Origin of the sequence: Fodinicola acaciae (assembly GCF_010993745.1) — a bacterium.
GTDB classification, from domain to species: domain Bacteria; phylum Actinomycetota; class Actinomycetes; order Mycobacteriales; family HKI-0501; genus Fodinicola; species Fodinicola acaciae.
The window spans coordinates 824,442-837,720 of record NZ_WOTN01000003.1 but is presented as its reverse complement, the minus strand read 5'-3'; the positions used below and the strand labels follow the sequence as shown (position 1 = coordinate 837,720).

The 13,279-nt window shown below is 70.6% G+C and carries 15 protein-coding genes; 10 read left to right on the top strand and 5 right to left on the bottom strand.

All coding sequences use genetic code 11. From position 1 onward, the window contains the following. Nucleotides 1-25 precede the first annotated feature (25 nt). Nucleotides 26-1,192 (bottom strand): glycogen synthase, encoded by a 1,167-nt coding sequence (gene glgA / locus GNX95_RS30210; RefSeq protein ID WP_163512022.1) that lies wholly within the window; start codon nt 1,190-1,192, stop codon nt 26-28. 24 nt (nt 1,193-1,216) lie between these two features. Here glgA and glgC point away from each other — a divergent pair, with 24 nt between their 5' ends. Further along, nucleotides 1,217-2,437 carry a glucose-1-phosphate adenylyltransferase gene (glgC, locus tag GNX95_RS30205; RefSeq protein ID WP_222854046.1) on the top strand — a complete coding sequence of 407 codons (1,221 nt, stop codon included), beginning with the start codon at nt 1,217-1,219 and terminating at the stop codon, nt 2,435-2,437. Next, a complete protein-coding gene (locus tag GNX95_RS30200) occupies nt 2,434-2,751 on the top strand; it encodes a hypothetical protein (protein ID WP_163511089.1) in 318 nt (105 codons plus the stop codon). The genes glgC and GNX95_RS30200 overlap by 4 nt, the downstream gene beginning before the upstream one ends. A gap of 1 nt (nt 2,752) precedes the next feature. On the opposite strand, the gene GNX95_RS30195 is transcribed toward GNX95_RS30200, so the two are convergent. After that, nucleotides 2,753-3,400: an O-methyltransferase gene (locus GNX95_RS30195; RefSeq protein WP_163511088.1), complete on the bottom strand. Its 648-nt coding sequence runs from the start codon at nt 3,398-3,400 to the stop codon at nt 2,753-2,755. A gap of 700 nt (nt 3,401-4,100) precedes the next feature. Here GNX95_RS30195 and sigE point away from each other — a divergent pair. From sigE to GNX95_RS30170, 5 genes are all read left to right on the top strand, one after another. Beyond that, on the top strand, nt 4,101-4,733 hold the full coding sequence (gene sigE / locus GNX95_RS30190; RefSeq protein ID WP_163511087.1) for an RNA polymerase sigma factor SigE: 633 nt from the start codon (nt 4,101-4,103) through the stop codon (nt 4,731-4,733). 61 nt (nt 4,734-4,794) lie between these two features. Beyond that, complete coding sequence (locus tag GNX95_RS30185; protein ID WP_163511086.1) at nt 4,795-5,367, top strand: anti-sigma factor; 573 nt, start codon at nt 4,795-4,797, stop codon at nt 5,365-5,367. A gap of 111 nt (nt 5,368-5,478) precedes the next feature. Continuing rightward, nucleotides 5,479-6,573 carry a sigma-E factor regulatory protein RseB domain-containing protein gene (locus tag GNX95_RS30180; protein WP_163511085.1) on the top strand — a complete coding sequence of 365 codons (1,095 nt, stop codon included), beginning with the start codon at nt 5,479-5,481 and terminating at the stop codon, nt 6,571-6,573. Nucleotides 6,574-6,655: 82 nt separating this feature from the next. Continuing rightward, the gene (locus tag GNX95_RS30175; RefSeq protein WP_222854045.1) at nt 6,656-8,242 is read left to right on the top strand and encodes a S1C family serine protease; all 1,587 of its coding nucleotides are present in this window, start codon (nt 6,656-6,658) and stop codon (nt 8,240-8,242) included. 99 nt (nt 8,243-8,341) lie between these two features. Further along, nucleotides 8,342-8,749 (top strand): sec-independent translocase, encoded by a 408-nt coding sequence (locus GNX95_RS30170; protein WP_163511084.1) that lies wholly within the window; start codon nt 8,342-8,344, stop codon nt 8,747-8,749. Between the two features lie 41 nt (nt 8,750-8,790). Here the strand turns inward: GNX95_RS30170 and GNX95_RS30165 are convergent, their stop codons facing one another. Continuing rightward, nucleotides 8,791-9,936, bottom strand: coding sequence for an Mrp/NBP35 family ATP-binding protein (locus GNX95_RS30165; RefSeq protein WP_163511083.1), 1,146 nt, complete (start codon nt 9,934-9,936; stop codon nt 8,791-8,793). Nucleotides 9,937-10,118: 182 nt separating this feature from the next. Between GNX95_RS30165 and GNX95_RS30160 the strand changes: the two genes are divergently transcribed. From GNX95_RS30160 to GNX95_RS30150, 3 genes are read left to right on the top strand one after another with little or no spacing between them, the layout of a single operon-like run. After that, nucleotides 10,119-10,967, top strand: a complete 849-nt coding sequence (locus GNX95_RS30160) for a helix-turn-helix domain-containing protein (RefSeq protein ID WP_163511082.1) — start codon at nt 10,119-10,121, stop codon at nt 10,965-10,967. A gap of 10 nt (nt 10,968-10,977) precedes the next feature. Then, the gene (locus GNX95_RS30155) at nt 10,978-11,661 is read left to right on the top strand and encodes an AzlC family ABC transporter permease (protein ID WP_163511081.1); all 684 of its coding nucleotides are present in this window, start codon (nt 10,978-10,980) and stop codon (nt 11,659-11,661) included. Next, nucleotides 11,658-11,978, top strand: coding sequence for an AzlD domain-containing protein (locus GNX95_RS30150; protein WP_163511080.1), 321 nt, complete (start codon nt 11,658-11,660; stop codon nt 11,976-11,978). The genes GNX95_RS30155 and GNX95_RS30150 overlap by 4 nt, the downstream gene beginning before the upstream one ends. Before the next feature lie 166 nt (nt 11,979-12,144). Here GNX95_RS30150 and GNX95_RS30145 read toward each other — a convergent pair whose 3' ends face one another. Both GNX95_RS30145 and GNX95_RS30140 read right to left on the bottom strand, forming a co-directional pair. Continuing rightward, on the bottom strand, nt 12,145-12,585 hold the full coding sequence (locus tag GNX95_RS30145; protein ID WP_163511079.1) for an SRPBCC family protein: 441 nt from the start codon (nt 12,583-12,585) through the stop codon (nt 12,145-12,147). Between the two features lie 102 nt (nt 12,586-12,687). Continuing rightward, a complete protein-coding gene (locus GNX95_RS30140) occupies nt 12,688-13,191 on the bottom strand; it encodes a DUF1003 domain-containing protein (protein ID WP_246281805.1) in 504 nt (167 codons plus the stop codon). Nucleotides 13,192-13,279 lie beyond the last annotated feature (88 nt).

Genomic DNA, 13,279 nt, shown 5'->3' with positions numbered 1-13,279 from the left:
GACAGTTTCGCGCTGTAGCGGGTAATCAGCGGGTCGCGAGGAGGGACTGGTAGACGGCGCGGGTTTGTTCGGCGATGATCGACCAGCGGAATTCGCGGACGGCGCGTTCCCGGCCGGCGGCGCCCATCGACTTGGCTTCGGTGGGGTCGTCGATCAGTCGGTTGATGGCGGCGGCGAGTCCGGCCTCGTACGCGGGCACGAGAGCGCTGTCATAGTGCACCAGCAGGCCCGTCTCGCCGTCGGCGACCACCTCCGGGATGCCACCGACGTCGCTGGCGACGACGGCCGTGCCGCAGGCCGCGGCCTCCAGGTTGACGATCCCCAGTGGCTCGTAGACAGACGGACACACAAACGCGCGCGCGTGCGACAGGAGCTTGATGAGATCCGGCCGCGGCAGCATTTTTTCGTGCCACACAACGCCACCGCCGCGCGCCGCGCGCAGACTGTCCACTTCGGACCGGACTTCCGCCTCGATCTCAGGCGTGTCCGGCGCCGACGCGCACAGCACGATCTGTACGCCGGGCCGCAGCTCGTGGCAGGCGGCCAGCAGATGTGGCAGGCCCTTCTGGCGGGTGATCCGGCCGACATAGATCACGTACGGCACGTCCGGGTCGACCCCCAGCGCGCGTACGCTCTCCGGTGCCGGGTCCGGCGCGTAGAAGTCGGTGTCGACGCCGTTGTGGATCACGTGGATCCGCTCCGGCCGTACGCCGGGATAGGCGCGGATGATGTCGGACGCCATCCCGGCGCTCACCGCGATGACGCCGTCGGCCGCCTCGAAGGCGGTGCGCTCGGCCCACGTCGACAACGCGTAGCCGCCGCCGAGCTGTTCGGCTTTCCACGGCCGCGACGGCTCCAGGGAATGGGCGGTCACCACGTGCGGGATGTCGTGCAGCAACGACACGAGGTGGCCGGCGAGGCCGGTGTACCAGGTGTGCGAGTGCACCAGGTCGGTCGCCGGGTCGACCGCCGCGGCCATCAGCACGTCGGTGCCGACCGTGCGCAATGCGGCGTTCGCATCGGCCAGCTCGGTCGGCGGCCGGTGCGCGACGGCGCCGTCACGGTCCGGGCCGAAGCAGTGCACGTCGACGTCCAGCATGGTGGCCAGTGACCGGACCAGGAAGTCCACGTGTACGCCGGCGCCGCCGTAAATGGTCGGCGGATATTCGTTCGTCAGCAATGCCACCCGCATGGTCATCACACTAGGGTGCTTGGCGTGGGAACAGGACGTTCGGTGCTCGGAATCGTGCTGGCCGGCGGCGAGGGCAAGCGGCTGATGCCGCTGACGGCCGACCGCGCCAAGCCGGCGGTGCCGTTCGGCGGCCAGTACCGGCTCGTCGACTTCGTGCTGTCCAATCTGGTCAATGCCGGCTTCCGCCGCATTTGCGTACTCACCCAGTACAAGTCGCACTCGCTGGACCGGCACGTCACGCAGACCTGGCGGATGACGGCGTTGCTCGGCGACTACGTCACACCGGTGCCGGCGCAGCAGCGGCTCGGCCCGCGCTGGTACACCGGCTCGGCGGACGCCATCTACCAGTCGCTGAACCTGGTGTACGACGAGGACCCGGACCACATCGTGGTGTTCGGCGCCGACCACGTCTACCGGATGGACCCGCGGCAGATGGTCGACGCGCACATCGACTCCGGCGTCGGCGTGACGGTCGCCGGCATCCGCGTACCCCGCGAGCAGGCCACCGGTTTCGGCGTCATCGACACCGCCGACGACGGACGTACGATCACCGGGTTTCTGGAGAAACCGGCCGATCCGCCTGGTCTGCCGGACGACCCGAACAGCAGTTTCGCGTCGATGGGCAACTACGTCTTTCGCACCGAGGCGTTGTTGGAGGCATTACGCGTCGACGCCGCCGACCCCGGCTCAGCGCACGACATGGGTGCGAACATCATTCCGATGATGGTGCGCAAGTCCGACGCCGAGGTCTACGACTTCGACCGCAACGAGGTGCCGGGAGCGACGCCGCGCGACCGCGGCTACTGGCGTGACGTCGGCACGCTCGACTCGTATTTCGAGGCGCACATGGACCTGGTGTCGGTGCACCCGATCTTCAACCTCTACAACCGGCAGTGGCCGATCCTGACCAACCCGCCGCAGCTGCCGCCGGCGAAGTTTGTGCTGGGCGGCATGGCCGCCGACTCGATCGTGTCGACCGGCTGCATCATCAGCGGGTCGGTCCGCAACTCGGTGCTGTCGCCGGACGTACACGTCGCCGACGGCGCCGTCGTCGAGGACTCGGTGTTGATGCCCGGCGTACGCATTGGCCCCGGTGCGGTGGTCCGACGGTCCATTGTGGACAAGAATGTGCTCGTACCACCCGGCGCCACCCTCGGAGTCGAGGCCGACCGGGACCGGCTGCGGCACCGCGTCACCGAGTCGGGGATCGTCGTGCTGGGGAAAGGGGAACGAGTCGAGCCGTGAGGCTGCCGTACGACTCTCTCACCACCGGCACCCGCCGGGTCCGGCTGGGCCTGATCCTGGCGTCGGCCGCCGCGGTCATCGTGCTTTTCGAGTTCGTCCGGCTGGCGCTGACCGCCGGCTCGCCGAACACCGACGTCCTGATGACCGTCGTCGACGGGTTTCTCAGCGGTGTCGCCGCGACGCTCGCGCTGGTCGGTGCCGGACTGATCGGCTACGGGATGTTTCGCGGCGCGCCGCGACGGCCGGCGATCATCGGGCTGCTGCTGTGTTGGCTGGTGCTCACCGGCCTGCTCGGCTTCCTGCTGGCCTCGTGAGTCAGCCGGTGTGCAGCAGGGTGGCGGCGAGCAGGCCGTCGCCGACCGGCAGCATCGCGGCGGCGAAACGGTCGTCGTCGCGTACGGCGGAGGCGATCCCGCGCAGCGCGACGGCCTCCGGGTCGCGTGCCGCGGCGTCGGCCGTACGCCCGTCGGCGAGCACGTTGTTGACCGCCAGCACCCCGCCGGCGCGCAGCAGGCGAACCGCCTGGGTGAGGTAGGTCGAGTAGTTGCCGGGGTCGGCGTCGATGAACACGACGTCGTACGACCCGTCGGCGAGCCGGGGGAGGACGTCACCGGCGCGGCCGTTGATGAGCCGGAAGCGACCCGGTGCGACGCCGGCGTCGGCGAACGTCTGGCGAGCCAGCCGTTGGTGCTCGGACTCGGTGTCGATGCTGGTGAGGATGCCGGCGGTGCCGAGGCCGCGGAGCAGCCAGAGCCCGCTGACCCCGGTGCCGGTGCCGACCTCCACCACCGCGCGCGCCGAGACCAGGCTGGCCAGCAGCCGCAGGGCCGCGCCGGCTCCGGGACCGACGGCGCGGCACCCCACCTCGGCGGCCCGGCCACGCGCCGCCGCCAGCACCTCGTCCTCGCCGATGTAACCCTCGACGTACTCGATGCTGTCGGCGATCGTGGTGACCGACGACACCCAACCGGTGATGGCGCACCTCCCGCCTACGTCCCCGCGTGCGCGGTGAGCGCGCGCAAGCCTATTAGAGCCAGCACACCGGCCGCACGGCGCGTCCACGGCCGCGACACGCCGTGCCGATCGTCCAACTCAGGCCGACCAGGCCGAAACTGTCGTACCTACTCCGAAGAATTGCCCCCACCCAGTGGTCGGGTGGGGGGTGGGTCTGAGAGGTTGCAACCAATACGCGAAAATGATCTTGGTCGCCGCCTCAAAAGCATCGTGGATCACTCTGACCCCAGGCGTCACGCGCCCCACGCACGCATGGCCTCCTTACGTGCAACAGACGCACGCAAGGCGTCCTTGCGTGCGTCCACTATTCCGACACATCGGGCGTTTAGCGCTACATCAGTGCTGGACCAAGATCAACTTTGAACTTAGGTAAGTAACCACGCGAACCCACCCCCGCCCGATCTGGGTGGGGGCCCAGATTGGCAGGGGGGTACGACAATTTCGAGCCGTAGCGGGTAGGTGGTGGCCGGACGGACGAGTGGCGGTGCGCCGGAGGGGCAGATCTGTGCTATCGGAGGGTGAATCGGCCGGATCGGGAACGCTGCCGGGGTCTCGGCCGTTCGTGCACTTGAGAGGGGACGAGATCGGTCATGGGTGGGACGCATGACGCGACTCGGGGATGATGTCGGCCGGAGGAAGGCGGTGCACGATGGATGCGACCGCAAGCCTCGGCTGGAAGGGGTACGCCGTGCCCGACGCGCTCCCGGGTAACGTCATCGACGGTTGGCAGCCGCCGAGCTGGGACGAGATCGTCCGTGAGCACTCCGCGCGGGTCTACCGGCTGGCCTACCGGCTGACCGGCAACCGGCACGACGCCGAGGACCTGACGCAGGACGTGTTCGTCCGGGTCTTCCGGTCGCTGGACGGCTTCTCGCCCGGCACCTTCGCCGGCTGGTTGCACCGCATCACCACCAACCTGTTCCTGGACCAGGTCCGCCGCAAGGCCCGGATCCGGTTCTCCGCGTTGCCCGACGACGCGGAGCGGCTGGCCGGCAGCACGCGTACGCCGGAGGAGGCGTACGCGGACGAGCGGTTCGACGACGACATCCAGGCCGCGCTGGACTCCCTCTCACCTGACTTCCGTGTCGCGGTCGTGCTCTGCGACGTGGAGGGCCTGTCGTACGAAGAGGTCGCGGCGACGCTCGGCATCAAGATCGGTACGGTCCGCAGTCGGATCCACCGAGGCCGCGCGGCGCTGCGTTCGGCGCTCGAACACCGCACCCCGCGCCGGCTGCGCGCGGTCGGCGATCGAGACGACGGGGTGGTGGGGGGACGTACGTGACGTGTCCCTTCCTCCTCCGGCGTAGCGTTGCATTCACCAGCGGTGGTTTCGGAGGCGAGCTGTGAGTTCCCCGGCATCGGAGCGCCACCTCGGCGAGCTGGCCGCGGCGGTCACCGACGGCACGCTCGGCCACCACGCGCGTGACCGCGCGCTCGCCCACCTGGCCAGCTGTCCGGCCTGCCGCGCCGAGGTCGAGGCGCAGCGCCGGCTCAAGAACATGCTCGGCGGCCTCGGCGGACCGGAGGCACCGAGCGGCCTCGCCGACCGCCTGCGGGCCATCCCGGACGCCAACCCCGGCGACGACGACGATCCCGGCTACGGCGGGCACGCCGGCTTCTCGCTGCCAGACGTACGCATGCAGGCGACCTTCCGCACCGTCCCGGTGCGCGACCGCCGGCACCGTCCCGGCCCGGTGCGGCGCACCGTGGTCGTCGGCGCCACCGGCGGTTTCGCCGCGTTCGCGGTGAGCATGGGGGTGGTGGCCGCGGTTGGCGCGCCGGAGCAGGCCGACATCGTCCGTCCCCCGGTCATGGCATACACGGTCGAACACAGCCGCAGCGCCAACCTGCTGCCCGGTGGCGACCCCGCCGTCAATCTCGACCCCGCGGCCTTCGACAGTCGCGGCGGTCGCTAGTCGTTGCTCCCGCGCCGGCCCCGACGCAGGCCCCGCACCGGACCACCAGCACCGTGGGGCGGGGCGAGGCGCGTCGTCATCGCTATCAGTGCCGGCGTCCTCGGCGCGGCGTTGTGCGCCGGCCTGGTGTACGCCGCCGGACCGGGACACGACGCGGACGACCAGCTCGTCAACCCCGGCGTCATCGACCGTACGCAGCGCGCGCTCACCACGGCCGAAGAGCCGGCGATGGCGCTGCTGCAGCGTGCGGTCACCGCGAGCCGCCAGGTCATCTACTCCGGAGCGAAGGTCCTCACCGGGCCGGGGCCCGACGTGACAGTCGACGTCTGGCACTATCCCGGCCGCGGCACGGTCACCAGGGTCGAGGACAGCCTCGCCCAGGTGCCGGGTGAGCCGACCCAGGACCCGGTCGACGACGGCATGGACGAGCTGGTGCTGGCGACCCTGACGCACGGCTACACGCTCGCCGTGCTCGGCAGCGACCAATGCATCGGCCGGTCCACGTACGTGGTCGCCGTCCGCGACCGCGACGACGGCATGGTGGCGGCCAAGCTGTGGCTCGACGAGGCGACCGGCCTGATGCTGCGCCGGCAGCTGTACGCCGGCGGCCACGTCATCCGTACGTCGGTGTACGTCGAGCTGGCCGTGGGCGCGGACGCCGACAACCCCGGCATGGAGGGCCCGCCGGCGCCGGACGGCGCGGCCAACTCGACCGGCCGCGCGCCGAGTCCGACCGCCTCGACCAGGCAACAGCACGTGTCGCAGCCGAAGCAGCTGACCGACGCGCAGGTCGTGGCGTTGCGCGCCGACGGCTGGCCGCTGCCGGACGTGCTGCCCGGCCACATGCAGCGCTATCGCGCGTACCAGCTGACCTGGGACGGCCGGCAGGTCGTCCAGCTCAGCTTCTCGGACGGGCTGTTCTCGACCTCGCTGTTCGTCCAGCGCGGCCAACTCGATGGCAAGAACCTGAAAGGCTTCCACCAGGACAAGGTCGGCGACGCTACGGTGTACGCCAACTCCGGGCTGTATCGAACGGTTGTATGGGCCGGGGGTGACACCGTCTATACGCTGGTGTCGGACGCGCCGGAGACGGTCGTGGACGGAGCGGTCATCGCGCTGCCGCACCACGCGCCGGACACCAGCGTGCTCGGTCGGATCGGACGTGGCATCTCTCGGGTGGCATCCTGGATCAACCCGTTCGACTGATGGTGTGACGGGGACGGCACGCCGTCGTGCTCCAGATGGATTGTGATGACGCGAACGAGTTCGGAGCAGGAGGTGCCCTTCCGTGCCTGAGGAGGGTCAGCCGCAGGCTGGAGACGGCGCTGGCACGCAGCCGGGGACACCGCAGCCGGGGACACACCGGTCGGAGTGGGCTCCGGAAGCCACCGATCCCGATCTGACAACGCGACCGGAGCCGCAGCAGTCGGCCACGCAGCAGGTGCCGTACGGCTCAGCGGCGGCCGGCAACGGCTACGGCTCCGCGGCGCCCGGCGGCGGCTCCGGCCCGGCCGGACAGTCGTCGTACGCTCCGGCCGGCACCAACGGTTACGGCGCCGCAGCGCCGCAGTCGTATGGCGCCACCGCGGGCTATGCGACCGGTCAGGCGACCGGTCAGGCGACCGGGTCGGCGGACCAGTCGCCGTGGTGGGTCCCGGACGCGCAGCGCGACCCGTGGCGCGACCCCGGCTCGGCGCCGGCCTGGCTGCCGCCGCAGCCGCCGACACCACCGGCACCGCCGCCGGCCGACCTACCGGCCGCGCGGCCGTCGCGCCAGGTCGGCCTCGGCCTGCTGGCGATCGTGGCCGTGGTTGTGGCGCTGCTGGCCGGCTCGCTCGGTGGCGCGCTCGGCTACGTGGCCGCCTCTCGTGGCGGCGCCGGTGTCGGCAACGTCTTCGGCGGTGGTGGCGGCACGCCGCCGCTGGCCAACCGGTCGCCCGGCACCATCGCGGCGATCGCGCAGAAGGTGCAGCCGGCGGTGGTGTCGGTCGAGATCCGCGGCCAGACCGAGTCCGGCAACGGGTCCGGCTTCGTCGTACGCCAGGACGGCTACATCATCACCAACAACCACGTCGCCGAGCCGGCCGCCAACGGCGGCACGCTGAAGGCGGTCTTCTCCGACGGCACCAGCCTGGACGCGACCATCGTCGGCCGCGACCCCAACTCCGACATCGCGGTCATCAAGGTCGCCAAGACCGGCCTGGTCACGCTGCCGTTCGGCGACTCGGACAAGGTCGCCGTCGGCGATCCGGTCGTCGCCTTCGGCTCGCCGCTGGACCTGCAGGGCACGGTCACCTCCGGCATCGTCAGCGCGCTCGACCGGCCGGTCGTGACCGGCGGTGACCAGAACGGCACCTCCACTGGTGCGGAGCCGGTCTACACGGCGGCGCTGCAGACCGACGCGTCGATCAACCCCGGCAACTCCGGCGGCCCGCTGGTCGACGGCGGCGGCCGGGTCGTCGGCGTGGACAGCTCGATCGCGCAGGTCCCCGGCTCCGGCGGCAAGGGCAGCATCGGCATCGGCTTCGCCATCCCGATCAACCTGGCCAAGCGGGTCGCCGGCCAGATCATCGCCACCTCCGGCCCGGGCCGGCAGGGCACCGCGAAACGTACCGTGATGGGTGCGACGCTCGACCCGGCCGACCTGCCCAACGGCGGCGTACGGCTCAAGAGTGTGCAGGCCGGCGGACCGGCGCAGAAGGCCGGGCTGCGTGACGGCGACGTCGTCACCAGGTTCAACGGCAAGTTCATCGCCGACCAGGTGGAGCTGATCGCATTGACCCGCAAGCTCGCCGCCGGCACGTCGGTGCCGGTCGAGTACGTCCGCGGCGGCAGCACGGTGAAGGCGACGATCGTCCTGGCCGAGACGTCCTGACGAGACTTCCTGACCTGTTCCGCTAACTTGACCGGAGTTTGGTAGACAGCCGCCGGCAGGCACGTACGCTGGACTCCAGACCGAAAAAAGGAGTGCCAGGTGTTCGAGAATCTCGGCTGGATGGAGATCATCTGCCTGGTGCTCATCGGCCTGTTCATCTTCGGGCCGGAGCGGCTGCCGAAAGTGATCGGCGATGCGGCGAGGTTCCTGCGGTCGGCGCGACAGATGGCCCGCAACGCCACCAGCGAGCTGCAGAACGAGCTCGGCACCGACATCGACATCACCGACCTCAACCCGCGTACGTTCGTCCGCAAGCACCTGCTCTCCGACGAGGAGGTCAGCGACCTGTCCGCGCCGCTGCGGCAGGCCTTCGGCGAGGTGCAGTCGGTGACCGACTCGATCAACGACGAGCCGCTGAGCCTGAGCAAGGGCACCTCGACGGTGTCGCTGAGCAAGGCGGAGCAGCCGGCCGGCAGCGCGGCCCCGTACGACCTCGACGCCACCTGACCGCTTTTCGGAACGCACGGAAAGGGCGTTCCGAAAATGGGCTAGGCCGGGGAGAGCTTGAGGGACATCCCGGACAGGCCACGCTTGCGCGCGGCGAGCTTGTCGGCCACCGCGCGCAGTGCCGTGGCCGCCGCGCTGTCGGTGTCGGACAGCACGACCGGCATGCCGGCGTCGCCGCCCTCGCGTACGACCGGGTCCAGCGGGATCTGGCCGAGCAGCGGCACCTTGGTCCCCAGCGACCGGCTCAGCGCCTCGGTGACCGCCTCGCCACCGCCGGAGCCGAACACCTCCATCCGCTGGCCGTCCGGCAGCTCCAGCCAGGACATGTTCTCCACGACGCCGACGACCTGCTGGTGGGTCTGCAGAGCGATCGAACCGGCGCGCTCGGCGACCTCGGCGGCGGCCTGCTGCGGCGTGGTGACGACCAGGATCTCGGCGGAGGGTACGAGCTGCGCGACGCTGATCGCGATGTCACCGGTGCCCGGCGGCAGGTCCATCAGCAGCACGTCCAGGTCACCCCAGAAGACGTCGGCCAGAAACTGCTGCAACGCGCGGTGCAGCATCGGTCCGCGCCAGACGACCGCGGTGTTGCCGGGGGTGAACATGCCGATCGAGATGACCTTCACGCCGTGCGCCTGCGGCGGCATGATCATCTCCTCGACCTTGGTCGGCTTGCCGTCGACGCCGAGCATGCGCGGCACCGAGAAGCCGTAGATGTCGGCGTCGACGACCCCGACCGACAGGCCTTTGGCGGCCAGCGCGGCGGCCAGGTTGACGGTGACCGAGGACTTGCCGACCCCGCCCTTGCCGGACGCGACCGCGTACACGCGGGTCAGCGACCCCGGCTGCGCGAACGGGATGACCGGCTCGGCGCGGCCCGGGCCGCGCAGCTTCTCCTGCAGCTGTCTGCGCTGCTCCTGGCTCATCACGTCCAGGTCGACGGTCACCTCGGCGACGCCGTCGAGCGTGCCGACGGCCGCGGTGATGTCGCGGGTCAGCGTGTCGCGCATGGGACAGCCGGCGACCGTCAGGTAGATCGCCACCTGCACCCTGCCGTCCGGGCTGACCCGTACGTCCTTGACCATGCCGAGGTCGGTGATCGGCCGGCGGATCTCCGGGTCGTTGACCCCGGCCAGCGCCTGCCGGACCGCGTCCTCGCTTGGCGCGTTCGTTGTCGGTGCGGACATGCCACTCATGCTAGGCGGCGCACGTACGGACGGCTCCTCCCGCCACTACCCGCTACGGCCAGAAACTGTCGTACCCACCTGCCAATGTTGGCCCCCACCCAGATCGGGTGGGGGGTGGGTTCGCGTGGAATGTACATATGTAATGAAAATGATCTTGGTCGCGGCGACATAGCATCGAGGTCATGAAGGAGGTCGCACGGCACTGGCGCCACCCCGGCGTGCCGGGGACGGACCTGTTGCGTGCGAGGTATGTCACGCACTCGTTCGGCCGCCACACCCACTCCGGTTATGCGATCGGCGTCATCACCGGCGGGCTGGAGGCTTTCGACTATCGCGGCGACAGCCATGTCGCCGGCCACGGCGCGATCGTGGCCATCGAGCCTGACCGCGTACACACCGGTCAGGCCGGCGACCCGGACGGCTGGTCCTACCAGATGTTCTATCCGGCGGCCGACGTGCTGGCCGCGGTCGCCACCGAGGTGACCGCGCAGCGTGGCCTGCCCGCCTTCCCCGCCGCGGTCATGGACGATCCGGTGACCGGCATGCTGCTGCGCGCCGCACACCGTGCCGCACACGACGAACGCTCGCCGCTGGCCGCCAGCGGCCTTCTCCTGCAGGCCTTCGGCACGTTGGTGCGCCGGCACGCGGCCGGCGTACGATTCCGGCCGCCGCGGCCGCGGCCGGCGCAGGTGCGGCTGGTCCAGGAGATGCTGGCCGACCGGCTCGTCGACCCGCCGTCGCTGGAGCAGCTGGCCGAGGTGGCCGGCATGACACAGTACGCGCTGGTACGCGCCTTCCGCGCGGAGACCGGCCTGCCGCCACACCGGTGGCTGGTCCAGCAGCGGGTCAACAAGGCGCGCGCGCTGCTCGACGCCGGTGAGCCACCGGCGCTGGCCGCGGCGCTCGCCGGCTTCGCCGACCAGGCGCACCTGAGCCGGCAGTTCAAGCAGTTCGTCGGCGTACCACCGGGGGCCTACCGGGCCGAGCGGCTGCGCAAGAACGTTCAAGAGCCGGCGCCGGCGCGTACGTAGCGTCGCCGGCATGACCGCTCCAACCACGACCGCCGACCGGCGGTCGGTCGTCCGCGCGTCGCTGGCCGTCGGTGCCGCGACCGGAGCGTACGGCGTGGCCTTCGGTGCCGCCGGCACCGCGGCTGGCCTGGACGTCTGGCAGACCTGCGCGCTCAGCCTGCTGATGTTCACCGGCGGCAGCCAGTTCGCGCTCGTCGGCGTGATCGCCGCCGCCGGTCCGGCGGCCGGACTGACCAGCGGAGTCGCGTCGGCGCTGCTGCTCGGTGCGCGCAACGCGATGTATGGCGTACGTCTGGCCGGGCTGCTCGACGTACGCGGCTGGCGGCGGCTCGCGGCGGCGCAGGTGACGATCGACGAGAGCACCGCGGTCGCCGTCGTCCAGCCGACGCCGGAGCTGTCGCGGCTCGGGTTCTGGCTGACCGGCGGCTCGGTCTACCTGTTGTGGAACGCGATGACGCTGGTCGGCGCGGCCGGCGCGAGCGTACTCGGCGACCCGGCGACCTTCGGCCTGGACGCGGCAGCGCCGGCCGCCTTCCTCGGCCTGCTGGCGCCGCGGCTGCGCGCTGGCCGGGTCGAACGGCTGGTCGCGGTGGCCGGGGCCGCGGTCGCGTTGGTGACGACGCCGCTGCTGCCGCCAGGCGTACCGGTGCTGCTGGCCGGCCTGGTCATCCTGCCGGTGGTGATGCGGCGATGACCCTGTGGATCGCGATCGTGGTCGCCGCGGTCGGCAGCTATCTGATCAAGGTGACCGGCCTGCTGTTGCCCGGCGTCCCCCGCGTCAACGCCGTGCTGGAGCGGCCGCGCGTACGCCGTGCCATCGAGTTGCTGCCGGTGGCGCTGCTGGCCGCGTTGTTGGCGGTGGAGGCGTTCGCGAGCGGTCAGCGGCTGGTGATCGACGCCCGTACGGCCGGTCTCGCGGCGGCGGTGATCGCTCTGGCTCTGCGCGCGCCGTTCATCGTGATCGTGGTGGTGGCGGCTGTGGTGGCCGCGCTCGTACGCCTGCTGTTCTGACGGCTGATGCGCGCATGGCCACCATGCGCGCGTCCGGCCGCGGCGGACCAAGATCGTTTTTCTACTTTGTTACGTTGCCACGCGAACCCGCCCCCCACCCGGTTGGGAGGGGGCCAACTTTACCGGCGAAAAATCGTGGAAAAGCGTTGTCCACAGGTAAGGAGAGTCACTTGCCGACTTCGGTGGCCAGGTTGCCGAGCAGCTCGTCGTAGATGCGGCGCAGCCCCAGCGGCGCGAAGGTTTTCTCGAAGAAGCCGCCGATGCCGCCGGCGCCGTTCCACCGGGTGTCGATGCGCACCTCCGTACGGTCACCGGCCGCGGACACCGTCCACGTCGTCACCATGCTGGAGTTGCGATCGGTCTCGACCAGCTGTTGCGCGGCCGGCTCGGTCACGTCGAGGAGGCAGTCGCGTACGCGGCTCTTGGTGGCCTGCAGCTTCCAGTGCACCGAGGTGCCGGCGCCGGTGCCGCCGTCCTGCACCTCGTAGTCGCTGAACTGCGGCGACAGGATCCGCTGCCGTACGCCGGAATAGTCGCGCACCGCGGCGAAAACCCGGTTGGCCGGAGCGTCGAGCACCCGGGCCGCCGATGCCGTGACCTCTGCCACCGTCAGAGTCCTATCTCTTGCGCGTTCGCCGCACCAACAACACGATTCCTACCACGATCGCGGTCAGGACGACGAGGCAGCACACCACCCCGCCGGCGATCGTCAGCCAGCCGATCCAGTCGTCGTTGGGGGCGTTGGGCTCGTCCATGGCGAGGATCCCACCCGCTCTCGCTTACGACGCGGTTTGTCGTCGCTGCGTTGTTCCTCCAGCAGCCGCTGCAGCTCCGAGCGTACGAAGTCGCGAGTGGCGACCTCGCCGAGCGCGATCCGCAGCGCGGCGATCTCACGCGCAAGATACTCGGTGTCGGCCTTCGCGGCGGCGGCGCGCTGCCGGTCCTCCTCCAGGCCGACGCGGTCGCGGTCGGCCTGCCGGTTCTGCGCCAGCAGGATGAACGGCGCCGCATAGCTGGCCTGCAGGCTCAGCAGCAGCGTCAGGAACGTGAAGGTGTACGGGTCAAACTGCAGGTCTTTGGGCGCCAGCGTGTTCCACAGCAGCCAGGCGACGATGAAGACCGTCATGTAGATGAGGAACTGCGCCGTACCGGAGAACCGCGCGACCCGTTCGGCGAACCGCCCGAACAGGTCGGGATCGGAGAGCAGCACCAAGCGGTCTGACCCGCGGGGCTGATCCAGCCGCCGTCCTCGAGGAGGCCGCTGACCAGCCCAGGCACGCGATAGCCGAGCCCAAACGCCG

Coding starts and splice junctions, on each gene's coding strand:
- glgA (WP_163512022.1), bottom strand. CDS start 1,192: ATGCGGGTGGCATTGCTGACGAACGAATATCCGCCGACCATTTACGGC.
- sigE (WP_163511087.1), top strand. CDS start 4,101: ATGGATGCGACCGCAAGCCTCGGCTGGAAGGGGTACGCCGTGCCCGAC.
- GNX95_RS30165 (WP_163511083.1), bottom strand. CDS start 9,936: ATGTCCGCACCGACAACGAACGCGCCAAGCGAGGACGCGGTCCGGCAG.
- GNX95_RS30160 (WP_163511082.1), top strand. CDS start 10,119: ATGAAGGAGGTCGCACGGCACTGGCGCCACCCCGGCGTGCCGGGGACG.
- GNX95_RS30155 (WP_163511081.1), top strand. CDS start 10,978: ATGACCGCTCCAACCACGACCGCCGACCGGCGGTCGGTCGTCCGCGCG.
- GNX95_RS30150 (WP_163511080.1), top strand. CDS start 11,658: ATGACCCTGTGGATCGCGATCGTGGTCGCCGCGGTCGGCAGCTATCTG.